Source organism: Gimesia maris (assembly GCF_008298035.1).
In the GTDB taxonomy this organism is placed as follows: Bacteria; Planctomycetota; Planctomycetia; order Planctomycetales; family Planctomycetaceae; genus Gimesia; species Gimesia maris.
Genome location: NZ_CP042910.1, coordinates 3548408 through 3569462, shown reverse-complemented (window position 1 = coordinate 3569462; position 21055 = coordinate 3548408). Strand labels below are relative to the sequence as shown.

General features: G+C 51.9%; 15 protein-coding genes. 7 read left to right on the top strand and 8 right to left on the bottom strand.

The window, feature by feature from the left end; translation table 11 throughout:
* Nucleotides 1–16 precede the first annotated feature (16 nt).
* Nucleotides 17–1453: an aldehyde dehydrogenase family protein gene (locus GmarT_RS13190; RefSeq protein ID WP_002649550.1), complete on the bottom strand. Its 1437-nt coding sequence runs from the start codon at nucleotides 1451–1453 to the stop codon at nucleotides 17–19.
* Between the two features lie 142 nt (nucleotides 1454–1595).
* On the bottom strand, nucleotides 1596–2699 hold the full coding sequence (locus GmarT_RS13185; RefSeq protein ID WP_002649551.1) for a phenylacetate--CoA ligase family protein: 1104 nt from the start codon (nucleotides 2697–2699) through the stop codon (nucleotides 1596–1598).
* A 471-nt stretch (nucleotides 2700–3170) separates the two neighbouring features.
* Between GmarT_RS13185 and GmarT_RS13180 the strand changes: the two genes are divergently transcribed.
* Nucleotides 3171–3710, top strand: coding sequence for a GNAT family N-acetyltransferase (locus GmarT_RS13180; protein WP_002649552.1), 540 nt, complete (start codon nucleotides 3171–3173; stop codon nucleotides 3708–3710).
* Nucleotides 3711–3936: 226 nt separating this feature from the next.
* Here GmarT_RS13180 and GmarT_RS13175 read toward each other — a convergent pair whose 3' ends face one another.
* Nucleotides 3937–5343 carry a mandelate racemase/muconate lactonizing enzyme family protein gene (locus tag GmarT_RS13175; RefSeq protein ID WP_002649553.1) on the bottom strand — a complete coding sequence of 469 codons (1407 nt, stop codon included), beginning with the start codon at nucleotides 5341–5343 and terminating at the stop codon, nucleotides 3937–3939.
* 483 nt (nucleotides 5344–5826) lie between these two features.
* Between GmarT_RS13175 and GmarT_RS13170 the strand changes: the two genes are divergently transcribed.
* From GmarT_RS13170 to GmarT_RS13160, 3 genes are all read left to right on the top strand, one after another.
* Nucleotides 5827–7077: a M16 family metallopeptidase gene (locus GmarT_RS13170; protein ID WP_002649554.1), complete on the top strand. Its 1251-nt coding sequence runs from the start codon at nucleotides 5827–5829 to the stop codon at nucleotides 7075–7077.
* A complete protein-coding gene (locus tag GmarT_RS13165; protein WP_002649555.1) occupies nucleotides 7064–8296 on the top strand; it encodes a M16 family metallopeptidase in 1233 nt (410 codons plus the stop codon). Before GmarT_RS13170 ends, GmarT_RS13165 begins: the two co-directional genes overlap by 14 nt.
* A 266-nt stretch (nucleotides 8297–8562) precedes the next feature.
* The gene (locus tag GmarT_RS13160; RefSeq protein ID WP_002649556.1) at nucleotides 8563–10251 is read left to right on the top strand and encodes an ATP-dependent nuclease; all 1689 of its coding nucleotides are present in this window, start codon (nucleotides 8563–8565) and stop codon (nucleotides 10249–10251) included.
* Between the two features lie 84 nt (nucleotides 10252–10335).
* Here the strand turns inward: GmarT_RS13160 and GmarT_RS13155 are convergent, their stop codons facing one another.
* Nucleotides 10336–11169 (bottom strand): hypothetical protein, encoded by an 834-nt coding sequence (locus GmarT_RS13155; protein ID WP_002649557.1) that lies wholly within the window; start codon nucleotides 11167–11169, stop codon nucleotides 10336–10338.
* A 382-nt stretch (nucleotides 11170–11551) separates the two neighbouring features.
* Between GmarT_RS13155 and GmarT_RS13150 the strand changes: the two genes are divergently transcribed.
* Nucleotides 11552–13381 (top strand): tetratricopeptide repeat protein, encoded by a 1830-nt coding sequence (locus GmarT_RS13150; RefSeq protein WP_002649558.1) that lies wholly within the window; start codon nucleotides 11552–11554, stop codon nucleotides 13379–13381.
* A gap of 108 nt (nucleotides 13382–13489) precedes the next feature.
* Here GmarT_RS13150 and GmarT_RS13145 read toward each other — a convergent pair whose 3' ends face one another.
* Complete coding sequence (locus GmarT_RS13145) at nucleotides 13490–14125, bottom strand: hypothetical protein (RefSeq protein WP_149302818.1); 636 nt, start codon at nucleotides 14123–14125, stop codon at nucleotides 13490–13492.
* A 224-nt stretch (nucleotides 14126–14349) separates the two neighbouring features.
* On the opposite strand from GmarT_RS13145, the gene GmarT_RS13140 reads away from it, so the two are divergent.
* Entirely contained in the window at nucleotides 14350–15060 is a 711-nt protein-coding gene (locus tag GmarT_RS13140; RefSeq protein ID WP_002648490.1) for a hypothetical protein, read from the top strand.
* A 43-nt stretch (nucleotides 15061–15103) separates the two neighbouring features.
* On the opposite strand, the gene GmarT_RS13135 is transcribed toward GmarT_RS13140, so the two are convergent.
* The 3 genes from GmarT_RS13135 to GmarT_RS13125 all read right to left on the bottom strand — a co-directional run bounded on the left by GmarT_RS13135 (nucleotide 15104) and on the right by GmarT_RS13125 (nucleotide 17650).
* Nucleotides 15104–15454 (bottom strand): hypothetical protein, encoded by a 351-nt coding sequence (locus GmarT_RS13135; RefSeq protein WP_002648491.1) that lies wholly within the window; start codon nucleotides 15452–15454, stop codon nucleotides 15104–15106.
* A gap of 253 nt (nucleotides 15455–15707) precedes the next feature.
* Nucleotides 15708–16103: a DUF2750 domain-containing protein gene (locus GmarT_RS13130; protein ID WP_002648492.1), complete on the bottom strand. Its 396-nt coding sequence runs from the start codon at nucleotides 16101–16103 to the stop codon at nucleotides 15708–15710.
* Between the two features lie 80 nt (nucleotides 16104–16183).
* Nucleotides 16184–17650, bottom strand: a complete 1467-nt coding sequence (locus GmarT_RS13125) for a hypothetical protein (RefSeq protein WP_002648493.1) — start codon at nucleotides 17648–17650, stop codon at nucleotides 16184–16186.
* 766 nt (nucleotides 17651–18416) lie between these two features.
* Here GmarT_RS13125 and GmarT_RS13120 point away from each other — a divergent pair.
* Nucleotides 18417–21047 (top strand): DUF1559 family PulG-like putative transporter, encoded by a 2631-nt coding sequence (locus GmarT_RS13120; RefSeq protein WP_002648495.1) that lies wholly within the window; start codon nucleotides 18417–18419, stop codon nucleotides 21045–21047.
* Nucleotides 21048–21055 lie beyond the last annotated feature (8 nt).

Genomic DNA, 21055 nt, shown 5'->3' with positions numbered 1-21055 from the left:
TCGGAAACAGAACGACTCAGTGAGCCGCCGGCGATTCGTTCTGGAATGCCCGGGCCCGGTACAGAAACTCGACGATATTTCCTTCGTGAGGCTGCAGCCAGTTCAAGGCATTTGTTTTGACCGCGCCGATATTCAGACGATCAATATTGGTCGCATCCAGCAGTTGTTGAGACCACTGCGGATCTTCGGTAATCGCGGTGCAGACCAGCGTCGGGCCGATTTTCTTCAGCATGTCTTTCTGCTCGCATTGCACGACAGACGCCATCGGAAACATGTACTCGGTATTTGCCAGGGCAGGGTCAGTGCTGGCACAATGTACGATCGTGGGCCGCAGGTAATCACAGCGTTCCATTTCAATCAGGCGATCGCCGTCTCGATATTTCGCCGTGACTTCCGTGACCCCCGGCTCTTTCAGCCCTTCTTCAATCTGCGTGTGCATCGCTTTGGCAGCACCAGTCATGGTGAACGCAGCCAGCGGTGCTTCGGGGTCGGTCATCGAAGTCGGTCCCACAGGTCCAATCCGTTTGGCAATCGCATCAGCGATGGCTTCGGTGTGACGCGAGGCCCAGACGCCGGACGCGTTAATACAACTCCGGCCGCCGTTCTGGTAAATACTGTCGACCATCAGGTCGAGATAATCCTCCCAGCGATCCACGACATCATCACCCAGCAGAATCTTACTGAAGCCGGGCCCGTGTGCCTGCACGTTGGGATTACCTTTGTATTTGTCAATCGTCTGCTGGCCACCGAACAGCATGACACGCGAACAGAGTTCGGTCACCGTCGACCCCACATCGTGCGGACCAGGGTACACCGAAATACATTCACGGGGAATGCCTGCCTGACAGAAGGCTTCTGTCATCCGATAGGGTGTCCATGGTTCCGACGAACCAGGTTTCAACACCAGGCCAATCTGCATCGGCAGGATCGGCATCCAGAGGGTATGTACGCCCGGTGAATTCGAAGGCAATACCAGCCCGAGCACCGGCGAATTGGCCTGGTAGCTCATCATCACGCCCCGTTCTTCTTTGCCGTAACCCCGTGTGAGAATATCCAGGGGCAGGCCGCGGGTCAGAGAATCCAGGATCTCATCCATGTGTTCCAGTACGAACGCGACCTTTTTCATGTTGCCGGCACACATCCACTCGGGCATCCCGGTGCTGGCGGACTGAATCCGGCAGAATTCCTCGGGAGTCTGAGTACCGTTGCCCAGCGGCAGTTCCGCCGTCATGTAGAGGTCGGCAGCTTTTTTGCAGATCTCCAGCAGTTTGGAAATCGGGATTTCCCGCAGCAGATCACGGGCCCGCTGTGCTTTCCGCATGTCCATTTTCACCAGGCCCGCATTGGCCTGATGGACTTTGGCTAACGGCTCGCCTGTTTCAAAATGAACGACTTCCTGTTGATCGAAACTTTCGTAAGGTTTTCCCCAGCGAATTACAGGTATTTCCAACACGGCAGTTTTCCTTTTTATTGATAATGCGAATCAATCAAATGATGCCGCATCCAGGCAGAGAGATCAGACTTATCAGCAAAGCACATACGAATCGAACGTCAGAAAACCATGCCGACAGACAATATCGCTGAGCACAATTGGTTTAATAAACGCCCACCGTTGTCGATGAGGCAATTTTGTGGAACGGACGCACGCCACTCACACCATCCCAGGGATATTTGACGTGAGGCTTTTCGCGTTCACCTTCATCCCGTTCGAGGAAGCCGGGAATAAACAGCTCTTTGGTCATGGTAAACAGCTTGACGCGCCCGGTTTCGCCATAAGGCACAACCTTGGTATGGTCATCGAAATCGACGACGCGAATCGCCGCACGAGGCTGTGGTGCATAGTAGGTAATTTTGTAATCGTCGGCTGGATCGAATGGCTTACCACAGGCCAGGCCCATCAGTGTATTTCCGTAGGTCGGCGTGATGTAAACGTTCTCACCCAGCAGTTCTTCACGGGCGAAGCGATACCACTGCTGTGTGAATTCGGTTCCGCCACAAAAGATACCGGTAATGCCGGCTTCTTCGATGCTCGAACCTTCATCCATCAGCCGCATGGCCAGTGCTTCGAGCAGTTTGGGTGTGGTAAACATACATTTGATTTTATGACCGGCGCCTAAAATCGCCATCGCCTGATCGATGACGTGGGCACTGTACTCTTTGACTTCATCGATCTTCCCTTTTTTGATCAGCTTGACCACCCAGCGGGGGTCCAGGTCGACGCAGAAGGAAATCCCGCCGCGATACTGTGCCATGTGCTCCACAGCCAGACGCAGACGTCGCGGGCCGGAAGGGCCCAGCATCAACCAGTTGGCGCCTTTGGGAAACGATTCATCGGGCAGGGTATCGCTGAAGTTTTCGTAGTCGATGCGGAAGTCGTCAATCACGACGCGCGACTTGGGAATGCCTGTTGTCCCGCCGGTCTCGAAAACGTAGGTCGGTTTTCCGAGCAGCGCTTTGGGAATCCAGCGATCGAGGGGACCGCCGCGCAACTCGTCATCTTCGAACAGCGGGAACTTGTTCAGATCTTCGAAGCAGTTGACATCGGTCAGCGGATTGAAGTCGAACGATTTGGCTTTTTCCAGCCAGTAAGGTGAACCGGTTTCCGGGTTGAAGTGCCACTGGACGTGCTCTCTGGTATGAGCGTCGAGTGCTTCCTGGTTCTGTTTTACCAATTCGTCAAGGTTACTGTTGTCGGTCACTGTGAGACTCACTCCAAACAGGGAAGGAATAGTGGCGGGGAAAAACCATGTTCACCGGGAAACATGTACTCAAGCTCTTATGAATCATTCTAGGAGTTTCAGATGTTTTTTCAACTAAGGGACTTGCTGTCAATTTGAGATCGGCCACAAACACTGCCCCCGCAATTTACAGCCAACTTGAGCAAAAACAGGGCGATTTAAAAGCAATTCGAGAGTTTTCCCCGGGAATCAGCGGTAATCCGCAATTTGGGCAGATCAGGCATACCGGATCAATCAGTCACATCAGACACGATACACGTATTCTGAGAAGAAAATAGCAGCTTTCGTCGTCAATCAGCGTCCCCAGATTGACAGTAGTATAGAGAATGGTAAAATTAAGTATTGAAAATGAACTGCTCTTTTTCTGTTCGGCTCCTCGTATTCTGCGAGACACTCATGGACTTTACCGAAACATACTTTCGTAGATTTCGAATGGAAATCGAGTTGGCCCACGCGCGACTGGAAGACACCACGCTTCCCGAAGGCTATCGCTGGTGTCCCTGGGAACTGACTACCGTCGACCGCCACGCTGTCGCCAAGTACCACAGCTTCCGCTCTGAGCTTGATGCCCGCGTGTTTCCCTGCCTGGGCGATTATGAAGGCTGCCGCAAACTGATGCAGGATATCTCGCGTCAACGCAACTTCCTGCCGACGGGTACCTGGTTGATTACCTGGGATGGAACCGGCAAAGAAGACGCCGTCGATTGCGGCACGATTCAGGCCATCGTTCCCAGCCGCATCATGGGTGCGATTCAGAACGTCGGCATCACTCCCGAACACCGTGGCTTAGGACTGGGCAGGGCACTGGTGACGAAATGCCTGATCGGCTTCCGCGCCGCCAAAGTCAAACGTGCCTACCTCGAAGTCACCGCCGACAACGAGCCGGCCATCAACCTCTACCGCTCGATCGGTTTCCGCCTCACGCGGACCCTGTATAAACCCAGCCATTACGTGGAAGCCTCTTCTTTGTAAGCAGAGGACGAGAGGCTCTACAACCATTCGTGGTTATGAATGTGATCCTGGATACCGCTTCCTTACCCCATTCGGATTTAATCCGCGGCTAACGCGGTGCGGCTGATCTGTATTTTGTGACTTCCGATCCGTAATCACTAATTAGCCGAAGGGCGTTAGCCCCGGTTTTGCAACTTTGCTATGTAGTAGTCGAATCCAGAAGCGCTGGCTCACATCCCGCTGTGTATCACCCTTTGACCAAAAACGGCCCTTGGTTCGCTTTCTGGTACAGCTCTTTCCATTCTTTAGAACCATCATTGGGCACCAGACGTGTGTCAACGCCGCGTTCGAAGAAGGGCACATTGCCGTCGCGGGCCGGGTTGAGCACGAAATTTACTTCACCCGTATTGCCGAAATACATCTTCCGACCGTCTTTCCATGTGGTTTCAATCAATCGCGGCGGTTCCGGGCGGGAGGCCGGTTTTTTGACGCGGAGTGTTTCAATCAGATCACGATCCAGCTCATATCCCAGCCCTGGCTTGTCCGGAATTTGGGCAAATCCGTCTTTCACGACGATCGGTTCCGTCAACAGATTGTGTTTGTAAAGCTGGTGACAATTCACCGCCGGCCAGATCGCATGACTCAACACCGCGCCAAAGTGCAGCGAGAAGGCAGCGGTAATTCCCGTCCCAACCAGCTGCAACCAGAACGGCTTGTCCGCCATCGCCGCGACTGCGCCCGATGCCATCAGCGCACTGGCACCGTGTCCGATCACGAATCCATCGCAGATGTTTTCGCGAATCGCTATCAGGGGCTCGGGAGTCCCGTAATGCATGGCGATGTTCACATCGGTCGCCGCCATCAGCTTTTTGTTTCCGGCGATGTCGTCCTGAAAGATCGGCGATTCAAAAATATCGACCTGCGGGTACTGCGCCAGGTCTTTCAAAATCGGCAGGGCACGCTCTGCATCGAGCAGCGTATCGTTAAAGTCCATGTCGATTTTGAAGTTCTGCGGCACCACCTTGCTTGCTTCTTCGACCTGCGCCCAGACATCGAACCACGGACGGCCCTTGGTTTTGTACGACATATAGCCCTGTTTGTAAGCCTCGGCACATTCCAGCGCCATGTCGGCTACAGACGTGTCGATATTCCACCAGGAGAGGGGAGTCTGCTCGTAAATCTTTTCACCCAGCAAGGCATGCACGGGCACCTCGGCGGCTTTCGCGACCGCATCAAACAGCGCCATCTGCAGACCGGCCCCGAGGTCGTCATCCCACATCAACATAGCGGCATTCTTGCCTTGTGCGTTCTGGACGGCTTCGTCGGAAGTGGCATTCCACGTGTAATAGAGCAGTGTTTCCCCGAAGCCGATGTGCCCCGATTTTAAATGCACTTCGACAATTTCAGTATACGCCCAGTGCGGCAGTTCGCGGGCCATGCTCCGGGCGGGTACTTCCCGAAAGGGAACTTTCACCGTGGTGCGCTCGATGCGTTCGATTCGTAAATGTTTCGGCGCTGCTTTATTTTCTGCGGCCTGTACCGAGTTGGAAATCAGAGCCAGCATTCCTGTCCCTGCGACTCCGGCAAAACTGGCTCCCAGGAACCTTCTGCGGGAGATTTGATTCTTGGCATTCGTGTCGTTTTGTGCTTGCACCAGGTGAGTCCTTTATTCGGGATGAGTCATTCGGGAGGGATCGCATGAGAGGCACCGGGAACGTCTCCAGAACCAGCTCCCCTCCATCTTAACATCAACAACCCCCTATGCGTCCAGTGCCTGACGCTTTTTTCTGGTATTTCTCCCCAGGCCAGAAGATCGCAAAAATCCACGCAATTCAGCCCACCGGGTGCCACTGTTGGCTTGTCCAACAAAGCAGAAAGCAGTCGCTTGCCCTCCGTTGATAAACCCAATCCAGACACCGGCAAACGACGGAGATCAATTGCGTCAACCTGCCGTTTCAGGTCCGAGAAGACACTAGGAATTCAGCAGCCAAATCGCTAAGATCGCCCAAGTATTTTAAGGAAACATCTGACCGCAGTGCGGCGACCGTCGGCCTTTCTCACTCGAGACGACCGGCGATGCTCCGTCTGCTCATCTAATCACTTTCGTCTTCATCCAATCAGGAAGGTTGCATCCCGTATGGGTAAACAACTGATTCAAACCCATCAGTTTTCAAACGGACTGACGCTGGTCGCTGAAACCATGGACGATGTCCAGTCGGCGGCGTTCTCCATTCTGGTCCCCAGCGGCAGTATTTACGATCCCCCCAACAGGCGTGGCACCGCCAGCATCCTCTCCGAACTGATCACCCGCGGGGCCGGCCCTTTTGACAGCCAGCAGCTTTCGTGTGCTCTTGACGATCTCGGCGTCCAGCGTCACGAAGGCATCACCAGCGGACACATCACCTTCAGCGGGGCAACGCTCGCCGGCAACCTGGCGGAAACCCTCAAGATCTACGGCGAGATCCTCAAGAACCCGCATCTGCCGGTAAACCAGTTCGATGCCGCCCGCGCCGGAATCGCGCAGGCGCTGCTGTCCGTGGAAGACGATGCCCGGCAGAAAGCACTCGTCGAACTCAAGCGGCACGCCTTTCCCGCTCCCTGGGGACTGCCCAACGACGGGGAACTGGAACACCTGGAGTTCATCACCATCGACGATGTCCGCACACTCTACGAAAACTGCTTCCATCCCAACGAAACCATCATCGGCGTCGCCGGCAATGTCGACTTCGAACAGGTCAAGCAGATCATCGAAGAACTGTTCGGCGACTGGAAGACCAGCAGCATCAGCGAAGAACCTGCCATGGTCTTTGCTGACGAGAATCGGTTCTTCACCGAACAGGACACGACCCAGACGCATCTGGGCATCGCGTACGATGCCGTCCCGTACGGCCATCCCGAATATTACGCCGCCTGGGCTGCCGTCGGCATCCTGAGTGGCGGCATGAGCGCCCGGCTGTTTACCGAAGTCCGCGAGAAACGCGGGCTCTGCTACACGGTTTCCGCGTCGCTCTCCGGCATGCCGGGACTGGGCCGCGTGCTCTGTTATGCAGGCACGACGTCCGAACGGGCCCAGGAAACCCTCGACGTCACGCTGCATGAACTCACCCGGCTGGGTGACGGCATTGAAGAATCCGAACTCGAACGCTGTAAAGCCCGCGCCAAAAGTTCGCTGATCATGTCGCAGGAATCGACATCGTCCCGCGCCAGTTCGATTGCCCGCGACTGGTTCTATCTCAAACGCATTACCACACTCGACCAGATCAACGACGAAATTCAGCAGCTGACCACCGACCGCGTGTTAAATTACATCCACGCACACCCCGCAGCGAATTTCACCGTCTTAACGATCGGCCCCCAACCATTAGAGGTTCCCAGTGATATTTCATAAAGCACAATTAGACAACGGCCTGCAGATCATCGCCGAGCTGAATCCCAACGCACACAGCCTCGCCATCGGTTACTTCGTCCGTACCGGATCCCGCGATGAAACCGACGCGGTTTCCGGCGTGAGTCACTTCCTCGAACACATGGCGTTCAAAGGGAACGAAAAATATTCCGCCGACGATGTGAACCGCATCTTCGATGAGATCGGCGCGAACTACAACGCCTCCACCAGCGAAGAGATCACGCTGTTCTACGGCTCCTTTTTGCCCGAATACGTGGAGACCGCGATGGAGCTGCTCTCCACGCTGATCTACCCGACACTGCGTCAGGAAGATTTCGACATGGAGAAAAAAGTGATCCTGGAAGAGATCGGCATGTACGACGATCTGCACAGCTTCACCGCGTATGAAAAAGTGATGCAGGCCCACTTCAAAGGGCATCCGCTGGGGCGGAGCATCCTGGGTTCGGTGCAGTCCATCACCGATCTGACGGCCGAACAGATGCGCGAATACCATGCGAAGCAGTACATGGCGGGCAACCTGACGCTGGCGATTGCCGGCAATGCCGACTGGGACGAGATCCTGGAACTGGCTCACAAACTGTGTGACCACTGGCCGGCCGGCAAAAGCGACCGCCCGATTGACGAAGCACAGCCCGGCACAGGCACGCAGACAATTATCGAGAAAGCCATCCAGCAGCAGCACATCATGCAACTGGGTCCCGCGCCCGCAGCGCAGGACATGCTGCGGCTGCCGGCAGAAGTATTGTCGGTGGTCATCGGCGACGATTCCAACAGCCGCCTGTACTGGAAGCTGGTCGACACGGGCCTGGCCGAATCCGCCGAGATCGGCTTCAACGAATACGACGGCAGCGGCACCTGGCTGACCTACCTCTGCTGCGACCCCGAGCTGACCGAGGACAACCGCAAGCTGATCCAGCAGATCTTCGACGACGTGAACGAGAACGGCATCACCCAGGAAGAGCTGGACCGCGCCCGCAACAAAATCGCCTCAAGACTGGTACTAAGAAGCGAACGCCCGATGGGCCGCCTGTCGTCCTTAGGCGGCAACTGGGTCTACCGCGGCGAATACTTTTCGGTCGCCGACGACCTGAAACTCCTCAACAACATCACCCTGGCCGACATCCAGAAATTACTGGAGAAATACCCGCTGGGGCATAGTACAACCGCGGCAGTAGGGCCGCTGACGAGTGTGGTGAAGTAGGGATCGTGGGACATCAGATTTATTAAAAGCAGGCCTTAGTGTCTGCTTTTTTTCCTTTGGTATCCAATAAACGGATGAGATCAACGAATCAATCTTCAAAAAAAGATATAAGCAGTTCATTTTATGCGCGACAGAAGCTCCACATGAAAGGGGAACCTCGTAAGCACGCTCTGCAATTCGGTAGCAACCCAACCATTGATACTAAGCAGACAGAACTTTAAACTAAACACATACACACGTGCCACTAACTTTCTGGAGCTGCTTAAGTGATTAAATCAATCAAGTTGAAATTTGGATCAGCTCCTGAAAGTTTACCCGTTGAATTTGACATGGCTCCTGTAACAATCTTTGTCGGTCCAAACAATTCTGGTAAGAGTAAAATTTTGAAGGAAATACGTCGCTTCTGTAGTGAAGGTAGATCACATCCTAATGACTTAATTCTTGAGCATCTCACTTTTGACCAAAATAATACCCCTGATGAAATCCCAGAAGAGCAAATTCATTTACTAAAAAACATTATACAGCAACCTAGAGATCATGAGCATACTATCCCAGGTTATATATATGTAGGTGATAAATCAAAACGTAAACATGTAGATGAGAGGAAACTCTTTTCGGCTTTTTCAAAACCAAATATAGATTCTTATACTTTTTGTTGTTTCTTTCTGGATTTCCACACCTTATTGATAGATGGAAATAATCGAACAAATCTTATCCCAGATTCTTGTATGCATGATCCAGATGGCCATAGTAGCATTGCTCAAAGTCTATTTTACGATGATGTCAGACGAGAAGAACTTCGTAATATTATTTACAAAACTTTTCATAAACATTTTGTAATTGATGCTACATCGATTGGTCACCTTAAAATTCGATTATCTGAGAATGCGCCAAATAGTAATTTAGAGGAAAGAGGTTTTCATCATGAAGCAGTTGAATTTCATAAAAAAGCAACAAGCATTACAGATTATAGCGATGGAGTAAAAGCCTTCACGGGTATTCTTGCTCAAATAATCGCCGGTGATCCCCAGGTTATTATTATCGATGAGCCGGAAGCATTTCTAGCCCCCACATTATCATTCAAACTTGGAAAAGAGGTTGCATTCTCAACTACTACTTCAAATAAACGACTATTTGTTTCGACTCATAGTGCGAACTTCGTGATGGGCTGTATTCAATCAGGTGTTCCAATAAACATCGTGCGACTGACCTATCAAAACAATATCCCAACTGCCAGAACGTTACCCGAAAATGAACTCAAAAGGCTGATCCGTAATCCTTTATTTCGATCTACCGGTGTTTTAGAAGGTCTGTTTTATGAATCTGTCATTGTTACAGAAGCTGATTCTGATCGTGCTTTCTATCAGGAAATCAATGAACGCTTATTGCAATTGACTAAAGATCGTGGCATCCCCAATTGCCTGTTTCTGAATGCTCAAAATAAACAAACAGTACATCAAATAATAAAACCACTGAGGGAACTGGGAATACCAGCAGTTGGGCTAGTAGATATAGATATTCTTAAGAATGGCGGAAAAGAGTGGACTCACTTTATGAAGTGTGGCTTTATTCCCGAAGCACGCTATACAGGCTTGGGTCAAAACCGAGCAGATATTTACAAACTGTTTAAAGACACTGGTAAGTGCATGAAACGTGATGGTGGAATTGAGTTATTATCAGATGATAACAAAGAAGCAGCACGCGATTTTTTTAAACAACTGGCAGACTATGGCCTTTTTGCTGTTGAGTCTGGCGAATTAGAATCTTGGTTAAAGTACTTAGAAGTTCCTAAAAAAGGCCATGGTCCGAGTTGGTTAATTGATATTTTTGAAAGAATGGGTGAAGATCCTGAGTCCCCTGAATATGTTAAACCGGACACAAATGACGTCTGGGAATTCATGGACCAAATTGCAGCATGGTTTAAAAACCCAAAACGAAAGGGAATTCCCACTTAGAGAAATTCGAAATGCGAGGCAAATAGTAATATGTGTTTTAAGACTATCAGGCCCGTACAATGAACACAAAAAGTAATATTCTCTCTATTCCTTCTTCCCCGGCAGCAACTCAGCTGGGATCTGATTGACCAGTTTCCGGGCTTTGATCTGCTGTAGACGCTTTAACTCCACCTGGACGTCGTGGCCCAGTTGCTGGCGGCGTTTGAGGATCTGAATCTCCAGGGGAAGGATATTCACGAAGTAACTCTCCGCGTCGGCGGCACCAATCTTTTTTTCTGCCGCGAGCATCCAGTTCAGACATTTAATCTGCTGCTCCGTGTAAGAGAGGTTCTGATTGGCAATCAGCCATTTCTTCAAACCGCCGGCTTCAGCAAACGGTGATCCCTCCCAGACAGGCTTGGGGTGCGACTTCCCATCCCGGCCCTGGCGGGTATAGCCATATCGAGAATAATCTTTGGGTCGGTCCTGCAACTGGTACACCATATTCCAGTAACAGGCATCGCCTACTGCAAATCCGAGGTAATGATTGCGAAAAGGGATCGAAGGACGTTTGTCGTCCAGATGTTCCACTAACGCCGGGAAAGCCAGTTCCTTGTATTTAGACAGCTTTTGAAAGGCGTCGATGCAGAGATCCCACTCTTTTTCCCGGGCCTTCTCATCCTTGGGATCGATACTCTCATCGAATACCAGTTGCTCGATCAGGGCGCGAATCTGTTTTTCCTGCTGCGGCGTTGCTTTCGCTTTGCGCTGCCGAATGGTAGCTGCCTGCTGTTTGACAGATTGTGCCGGAACCGATTGACTGCTTACCGCCTGACGTTCTTCGGGAGGGGCAGCCGTCGTCTGGTTCAGCAAGAACGGGCATTGCGTTACACAAAGCAGACAGACTGCCGACAGCAGCAGGGAACGATGGCGTTTCATAACTCTGATCTCCATTTCATGAATGAGCGGTTCTACCCATCATAAAACGTCTCTGAACGACAGTCCAGAGGAAGCAGCATCCCCGCGTAGGCCTGCAAACTGAGATCCCTGCCGCTATCCTTCTGCGGGCATGCTCAGAAAGTGTTCTCTCTTCAGAGGCTCTCTCATCAATGGGTCCCTTTTTATGCTGGACTCATCTTCGTAATCCTATTATCTTTGGCGTGAACAGATATACTATTGCGTATTACCCTCTTCAACTCTTTCTCAACTGGCCTGTCACGTTACCCGGGCAGGGTCGTGAAGAGGTCCGCGATCGCCGACCGACCTGATCAGCGAACGACCGGAGAGAAATCGTGAAACTGACTGACGGACGTAAATCAAGATGAGACCACATCTGCGAAACAGCCTGATTCTGTGCGTATTGACTCTCATCGTGTACGCGCAAACCTTTTCGTTCGGGTTCGTGACGATTGATGATCCGTCCTGGATTGTCAATAACGCGTTCGTCAATTCAGGCGTCAACGCCACAAACGTGCGCTGGGCGTTCAGTTTCAACACCGTCGATGCGCTCTCCAACTGGATGCCTTTCACGTTTCTCTCACTCATGATCGATGCCCAGCTTTTCGGGATGGGGGGAGGCAGTTTTCATTTGACGAACGTCCTGTTGCATTGCGCCAGTGTCCTTTTTTTGTATGCGGCTCTCGTGCAGTTGACGGGAGCGACCACCAAATCTGCAATCGTGGCGGCGCTGTTTGCCGTGCATCCTCTGCATGTGGAATCGGTCGCCTGGGTGACCGAACGCAAGGATGTGTTGAGTCTGTGCTTCGGGCATGCCGCGATCTGGGCCTACGCGATGTATGTTACCGGCGCACGGATGAAATATTATCTGGCATCGGTCGCGCTGTTTCTGTGCAGTCTGCTCTCCAAGCAGACCCTGGTCACGCTCCCGTTCCTGCTATTGCTGCTGGATTACTGGCCCTTGTATCGCACCTCGGCTTTGGCGAACCCTCTTGCTGCGACTACAGACGAGGGACCAGCCGGGTCTGTTCCCTGGCGTCGGCTGATCGTGGAGAAAATCCCGTTCCTGATACTGACGGTTCTGTTCTGCGGACTGGCCCTGTATTCACAGACAAACCCGATGGAGTTCGCGGGGCAGTTTTCACTCCCTTATCGCATGCTGAACGCGGCCACCTCTTACACGGAATACGTGGGGAAGACGTTCTGGCCGACGGGGCTGACCCTATTCTATCCCCACCGCACGATTTCTCCGCTCGCGGGCATTCTGGCCTCCGGGTTCCTGCTGCTGGCATGTGGGCTGGCGTTCGTGTGGCGTCGGCGCAAACCTTATGTTTTCACGGGCTGGTTCTGGTTTCTGGGAACCCTGGTTCCGGTGATCGGTCTGGTCCAGATCGGTATGCAGCGCATGGCCGATCGGTATACCTATCTGCCTCTGACCGGGATTTTTCTGCTCGTCGTCTGGCTGGTGGACGACCTGGTGCGGGATAGTACGCTGCGGAAGCTGGTGCTGCCGATGATCACGGCGCTCTCGATCCTGCTGCTGACACTCACTGCATTTCAGCAGACGGCACTCTGGGGCGATAATGTGGCGCTCTACTCGCATGGACTGGCGGTGACGGAAGAGAATGGCAGGATGCACCAGATGCTGGCGGTTGCATTGTGGGAGCGGAAAGATCTGCAGGCCTCATTACGGCACTTTGAAGCGAGCGCCCGGTTGCTGCCTCAGAATCACATTGTCTATGAGAAGTGGGGAAGTCTCCTGCGCGAGATGGGCCAGACCGATGAAGCCGTCCAGAAACTGCAGCGTTCGATCGAAATCAACCCGCAATATGCCCCCGCCTATTTTACGCTGGGCAGAATCTGGGAAAGCCGAGGCGATCTGGACAAGGCCCGCGAATTGTATGAAGCCACGCTGCAACACGCCCCGGGTTTCGACAGCGCCTGGTATAATCTGGGACTCATTGATTTAAAGGCGGGCCGTCAGCCGGAGGCGATTGCTGCGTTTCAGCGGGCACTCGAGATCAACCCGCGACATGCTTCCGCCCATAATAATCTAGGCGTGATTTATCTGTTCCAGCAGAATTTCAGTCAGGCGAAATTTCATTTTGAAGAGGCACTTCATATCGATCCCGAACTCAAGCAGGCAAAACAAGGCCTCGAATATATGAAATCGCAAACAAACGGTTCCAGATGAGGGAGGGCGGGGTGGCACTGTTGGCTTGTGTCCGGTCTAAATACGAGCCAACAGTGCCACCCGATTACGTGAGAAGATTGAGAATCGAGCTTGATAGTTTGCCGTAACCTAATCCCCGCTGACGCCCACAAACACATATTCTACTGGCTGGCCTGCTTCATACACGGTTAGAAAGACAGCCCTCCAGCGCTCGCAGTGAGTGTGCAATTTGCCGGACTGCTCGGCTGACTGGATCATGTCTCTGGTGGGTTGGATGGTGCCGAAGAGGGTCTGGAGCTGGTCGTCGCTGAGAGCGGTCGCGGCGCCTGATTGCGGGGTGGGGGAGATTTGCTGGATGTCGAGGATCGAATGCGTGCCGGCTTCGGCGCACTGTGCAATGAGTTCGTCAATCGTGGCGGGAGGGGTGCTGCTGCTTTCCAGGGCTTCCCGGGCGGCGAAGACGAAGCCTTTCTTGTCGACCTGTTCGAGTAGCCTGCCGACATCGCGGGTCTGCTGCTCGGAGTCAGCGGTATCAAAGCCCAGCCCTTTGAGTGCCTGGTCCAGCTCCTGGCTGATCTTGAGCAGTTTCTGCAGATCACTGGTCGGCGGCGCGGACTTCGCCAGGGTGGCAGCGTCGGTCCCGTCAATCACGTCGCCAGGCAGCGTGAACTCGCGGCGGTCAAACACGGTTTGACGCAGTTGCTGCAGACTGATATTCACATCGTCTGTATACGTACAATAATAAAGCCAGCCGGATGCTGCCATGTGTGCTTCTCCGTGTTGATTAAAGGCCCGCTCACGGGATTGACACCTGTATCATAAATACCCATCTCTAAATCGGATTTCAAGCACTGATTTACAGAAGTGCAGATAATTCATGATTTTATTGCTGCCACGAAACACACGAAAACGCTCGCAAAACACTCTGGCCGAACACGTCTCCTCTGCAGAGAACACTGTGCTGATTCGAGAGAAATCGTTTGCTTCGCATGGCGGGGCAGAGTATCGTAATGGTTCAGTCGCCTGCTCCTGCTTCAAAAGGCTCCGGCGTTCACGGTCGCTGGTTGCAGATGTGCGGCGTTCCTTTAAAACTGGATTGTTCTATGCGAGAAGATGGGATGCGAGAGATTGAACCACGCTTGCCTGCGGTTGGTGGGATACTGTTAATGCTGCTCTGTTTCAGCAGTTGCAGTTTTCACAGCGACGATTCCCAGGCTGAGACTGCGCAGGTCGTCCAGTTGCGTTCTGCTTCTGATACTAAAATTGAGTTCGAGATCACTCACAGTCAAATCAATGCGTTATCTCTTTATTTTGGTCAGAAGAAATATGGCACTTATGGTGATCCGAATGATTCCCCTGCTGTTCGTCACAATCATGTTCGAATGCTGATCAGTCTGGAAGTCTCAGATAAGTTAAAACTGGAAGGGGGCGAAACAGGGTACGGCCTCATTTTCACAACGACTTCCAAAAATGACAAAACGGGCGGGTCGGTATCGTGCACTTCTTATAAAGCGATTACTGAAACCGGGCCACTACCTTACGGTCGCGTGAAGCTGAGAACGCCGGATAACATCGTTCAGACGACTGACAGCATTGAACTGGCAGATCTGGAAACCCCCGCTGGCAGCCTGATTCCCATTTCGATCCGACTGTATGTCTCTCCCGTTCCGTCTGCAGCAGTTACTGCAGCAGTCCGGTAGTTCGACTCGGCACCTGGAGAGACGGCGACAAAAAGGGCCGTGATCATTCCGGAATCAGTTCCAGCACCATCGGCCTGATTGAGATCATCTGATTGTAGGACACCTGATGTTTTGCCCGGCATTCAGGACAGACGACGATGGTCCCGGCTGGTGGTCTGCCAGAGTGGGGAACTCCGTTCCAGCCTCGGCCATGCATGGATCCGCCACCACTTAAGCCGCCTGAACCCACGGTTTTGTAGACGCGGTTCTGCTCCAGACAGCAGTGTGTCAGATATCGTTTCACAAACCATTCGGCAGAGCGCCGTTCGGAAAACGCCTTTTTGAATTTCAACCCGTTTTTCTTATTGAGAAACAGTTTGAACCAGCCGTCTTCTTCCCGAATTTCGTATAGCAAGGCGGTCTCACTTTCGCCAACGTAGAGAAGATTACTTCCCGCTTGACCTGTGCGGCAAAACTCCGCGACGTTTTTGATACCGTATCTATTACACAACAAAACGATCTACTTCTCAATACCGGGTGAGACAGGCTCACAGTTTTTTAACACAAGTATTGCGACGTGTGATACAGCAGAATTTCAGCTACCACGAAAAATGCGAAAGGGCACAAAAAACTGCCGGGAAGATGGCTGAGAAGAAATCAAGCGTGGCTTATTCAAACTGCTCTAATACTTCCTGCAAGTCCTGGTTGAGTTGATCACTGTCCAGAAGCATTCCCTGATCGGTAGCAAGCGGGAACACCGCGACCTTTCTGCCATCAGTCCCGATACCAGGCAGCCATCTGGTCATCCAGTCGGAAAGAGAAATGGCTTTGGGTGTATCTGCAGACCAGAGCCCCTGACAACAGGCTTCCGCAAAAGCTCGGGCCGGCCAGACCGGGACACAGAGTGTGACAGTCGAATCCTGCATCAGGCGCCAGCCGTCACCTTCACCAACGGACCAGACTTCTTCCCAGTCTGCGACTTTATTTAAGAAGTACTGATAGCGATCGAATGTCGACAGGGAAATCACATTCTCATATTCCTGCTTGTGAACCGAATAACTCATCTCTGCCCCTAAATTTTATCGTTCAGAATTTCCAGTGACCGTCAAATCAACTCCAGTTCAAAACCCAGTCCGGTTTCCGCTTACCGCGGTTGATACCAGCCTGGCTGGTGGGCGGCTCTGGCGGCTGCCTGATTTTCATTCCACCAGCGTGTCCAGCGGGTGTGGTTGCGGAAATAGTTGTCGCCGGCGAGTTCGATCAGCGTGTATAAAGCCCGGCCGCGAGCGTGCGGGGTATACAGGTTGACGGGCTGATCGATCTGATCACAGGCAACATCGATGAGAAAAGGAACGCCGCGGAAGTCACCCAGCTGACATAAAATACGGGCGGCACTTACTCGAGCATAAATATTCTCTGACTCGTACAACTTGAGATAAGCCTCCATCACAGCCGGTTGATTGAAAAAGTGATTGTTATTTAACATCAACTCACTGATCGTTGCAAATGTGTCTTCATCTCTGGCAGCCAGTTCAATTGTAGCAGCCGTGAACGCGGCGATATCGATCTGCCCCCATTTCTTCGACCACCAGATTTCGAATTCGACTGGATCCGTCGGCACCGTTTCCTGAAAATAGTTGGCATAGATCTTGCAGATAGGGGCCTGCTGCTCAGGTGTTACGTTCTCGAATGTCATAAATTTGTCAAGGAAGCGGATACTGATACCAAACACCAGTCCCTGGTGGAGGTAGTAGTCATTGTACAAGCTGTCGATCCAGTCAATAATTTCCGGATCGTCTGTCTCTGCGCGGTAATACCGCAGTTCCTGATAAGCGATATCAGTACGAGTTGCAGCCAGGCCTCCCAGTAAAAACAGTTTCCGGTCTTTGTCCGTTTCATTCCGGCAGGCAGTAACCAGCGTGCGGAGCAGGGCCTGGGAAAGGAACTCGCTGCGAACTTCAAACTGAAATGGATTGATTGAATGTTTAAGCTGATCCGGCGTCATCTGGCTCACGGGAGCGAGATCATAGTTCCCCTGTGTCCAGCGAACGTCTCCCAAAAGTGTCACAACATGCTCTGAGCCTTCCATAGCTTCTTCCTGCATCTCATCCTGCTCTTCAGCCGACTTCTCAATGTACGCTGCCCAGGCTTCTCTGGTGTGTAATTTCACCCAGACCTGATCCAACAGATCTCGATTCTCGGGTAGGACTTTGCCGGGGGCCAGGATCTGACTTAACTCTTCCAGTTGACCGATACAGTCCCACTGGAGATTTTGAAATCGCAGCCTTTCAAACGACGAAGCCAGATAGTCCAGCGCCAGACGACGCTCTGCAGCGGGGACCGTTTTGTCCTGAGAGATCCGTGCCAGTTCAATGAGATAACCGACGGGGCAGCCGCCTTGTGAGAATTCGTATCCCAGCTCTTCCAATGCGGCCGGGTCCTTTTCCACAGCGTCATGGATCAGCTCTCGCAGGTTCAGGTTGGACTCGGGATAAACCTTTCGCTTGATGGGCGATTCCAGTTTATCGCAGGCGGACACGGTACAGAGCAGCGCCAGCAGACCGCAGAACACGCTCATGCGAAGGAACGAGATGTTAGCGTGAATCGGCATCCGATTGCTTTCGAGTGGGATTTGTGATCTCTCCTGATTCCAGTTTATACGAATTGAAAGGCATTGTCTTTCAGAGATGTGAAGAAAAGGGGGTTTATTTGCTACCACGAAAAACACGAAAGGACACAAAAATTTGCCGGATATACGATCGTTACAAAACGGTCACCTCTGATACTGCTCAAAGGGCATGCGTTCGGGAGATTTATCTCCACTGAAATGAGTGATATCCGCTAAGATTGGTTTGGCCTGTGTTTGTTTAAAACCTGGTAACGGAGACCACATTTTTCATTCACGTTCTGATTGAAGTGGATTATGGAGAAGGGCAGAGAGGAGTCAAGACGATGTGCGCGAGGATGACCTGGATCAGGTGCAGGGTTGCGGGGGTTTCGTCGCAAAAGTGGTGGAAAGCGGGACAAAACGGGGACAGAAAAGACCGTTTTCCACTAAGTCGTATTGGCTGCTGCCGGTAAATCTGCTTGAAACGAGGGACTTTTATAATGCTGATTTCAACAGGAGCACGGATCTGTCGTATGCGAAAAAACGTGCTATGCGCGCGACGCATAGCGATGCAGTTTCGCCAGCGCCGTGGGGGCGTCAAGAGGAACTTTGAGTAGTGGGATTTCAGGAAAACTGATTGTGAGAAAGTATCTGCTTGCATCTGTATACACATTTATCTACCGTGGGTTTATGTACCACAATATACCTGACTCTCCCGGGTCAGAATCTTCCGCAACTTGAACTCTTCCTTAATGATTTTGGGACAGGTATGGCTATTCGATTCAAATGCAAGAAGTGTGGCAAGGGATATCAGGTCAGCGACGACAAGGCGGGGAAACGATTTCAGTGCCGTCAGTGCGAAGCTCCTCTGGTGGTCCCCAGCGCGACCACCAACACACCGAAGAAGCCAACCGGAACAGTCTCTCCCGCCAAAAAAGCAGAGCAGACGACTCCCACGCCCGCAGCTGCGAATGGAAAACGGAAGCAGATTCTGATTGGAATTGGTGCCCTGCTTCTGCTGGCAGGTGTTGGCGTTTTCCTGATGCTCCCCTCCGGTCAGACTGTGGCAGAGCCGCAGGGAGCTGCTGCAACCGCGCAGAGTCCTGCAGCACAGCCGACAGCCGATTCCCTGGTTGATTCTGAAACCGGAGAGATAGAGAATCCTCCTGCCGTTTCATCTGCGACCAGTCCTGCCGCAGACAATTCTCCGAGCACACCGGCGGCAACGGGCAAAGTCGATGAAGCCAGAATGTTAGCTGCGCATTTCTTCAACGCTAAAAATAAGCTGAAGCAAATTGGACTCAGTTTCCATAATTTTTATGAAAGTAACAGGGGATTGGTTCCAGACCCTAAGAGAACCCCTGGTTACTATGATGAAAATGGACAGTTAAAAGTCAGCTGGCGGGTTCACCTGCTGCCGTATCTGGGAGAACCAGAGCTCTTTAAACGTTTCAAACTAGATGAAGCCTGGGACAGTCCGACTAATATGGCTGCTGCGAAAACGATGCCTGATGTCTATCTCGCTCCCGGTGCGGAGCAGGATTCCAACCTCACGCGGTTCCATGTGTTTGAAAGTACGAACGATGCTTCAGCCGACAGTTTTCAGTCTGTCTTTCCACGGGGTAAGCGTATTGAGTTTCGCGATATCAAAGACGGAATGGTCAACACAGTCATGGCTGTCGATGCGGGTCCCGAACACGCGGTGATCTGGACCAAACCGGGGGGACTCGATTCCCGTTCTCCCAAAGAAGCGATCGGATCGGTGAAATCCGGAATACTGACATTATTCTGTGATGGGCATACCTATCTGTTAAAGCCGGATATCGACGCTGAAACCTGGAAACATCTGGTTCAACCTGCCGACAAGAATCGCATTGAGATTGATTCGCTCACCACAGAATACGCCAAGCCCTGGGAATTGGGATCTTTACCAACCGGACCGCTGCATCTGGCTTATCTGTCGGAAGACTGTAACGGCGTTTTTATGCTGCATCCGAAATCGATTGTGGAATCAGCGGGGTATGGATCTGTCATTGATCCGAAGACAGCCAATTTGCTTATCCGAGTATTTGGAGTCGAAGCAATTCTGCATTGGAAACTGGAAGAAATAGAGACCATCGTTACCTGGAACTCAGAGCGTACCAGCAACTGGTTTGCTGTCAGGTTCGCAAAACCGGTACCACTGGAAACGGTGAAAGTACAAATTGGAGAGTATGTCATACAGCATGACCCGCGAACCTTCCTGATCGCCGCCGATTATCAACTGGCTCGCCTGCTGCCATTCACCTCAAAACCGGCCCCAAGCAGTCAGGTCCAGTCTTTCATTACGCAACTGCAGTCGATGCCACTGGACGGTCAGTTCGAGATGGTGATGTTACCCCAGCCGATGCTTGAGTCGGATCGTCTCCCCGGTGTTGCCAGCGTGGGCCTCGTTTTTTTTACTTTTGGGAAAGAATTAATAAGCAGTTCCAAGGTCCTTAAAATGCAGGCCAGCATGGAAGATCCGATTGTGGTGAAGGCGTCTATCCAGCTTGCGGATGCAGTGGCTGCCCAGAAATTAAAACAACAGATTGAAGAACAGATGGCGACGAACCTGCGTGAGAGCGCTCCGGCATTTGTCACTGAAATCAGGAAGCAGATTTATCCCGCGGTGACAGTCAAAGCCGAGAATAATACTGTGCAGTATCAGATTTCAAAGACGCCTGATTTATTCAACCAGATCAAAACGTTTTACACCAAAGCCAAAAGCCATCAAGAGGATCAGCAAAAACAAAAAGAAGCTGAATCTCAGAAAGCAGAACAAGCCAAAAAGAAAACGGAAAACATGCGAAAAATCGGAATGGGGTTCCATAACTTTGTTTCTCATAATAAGGTTTTGCCCCCCACTCGTTCCCATTTTGTAAACGGTAAACTTAACTTAAGCTGGCGCGTCCATCTGCTGCCTTATCTGGGTCAGAAAAAGCTCTACGATCAATTTCAACTGGGAGAGCCCTGGGACAGTCCTCACAATATGAAATTACTGAAGCAGATGCCCGCCTTTTATCAGTGTGAAGGAGTCACACAGCCCGGCCATACGACTTATATGACGTTTCTGGGGGAGGGCACGCCTTTCGATGGCAGCCTGGACATGACCTTAGATAAGATCTCTGTCAAAGATGGATTGACCAGAACGATCATGTTTGTCAAAGCAGGTCCGGACAAGGCTGTTCCCTGGACGAAACCGGCTGATTTGCCATTCGATCCAGTGAATCCGATCAAAGTCTTAGGCCAACTTCCCGGTGATACATTTATGGCAGTCACAATGTCTGGCGTCGTACATACACTCAAAACAGATATCCCAGCCGAAACTCTCAACTATCTGATTCAGTACAACGATGGCAAAAAACCGATCGGGTATTAGGTGAATTG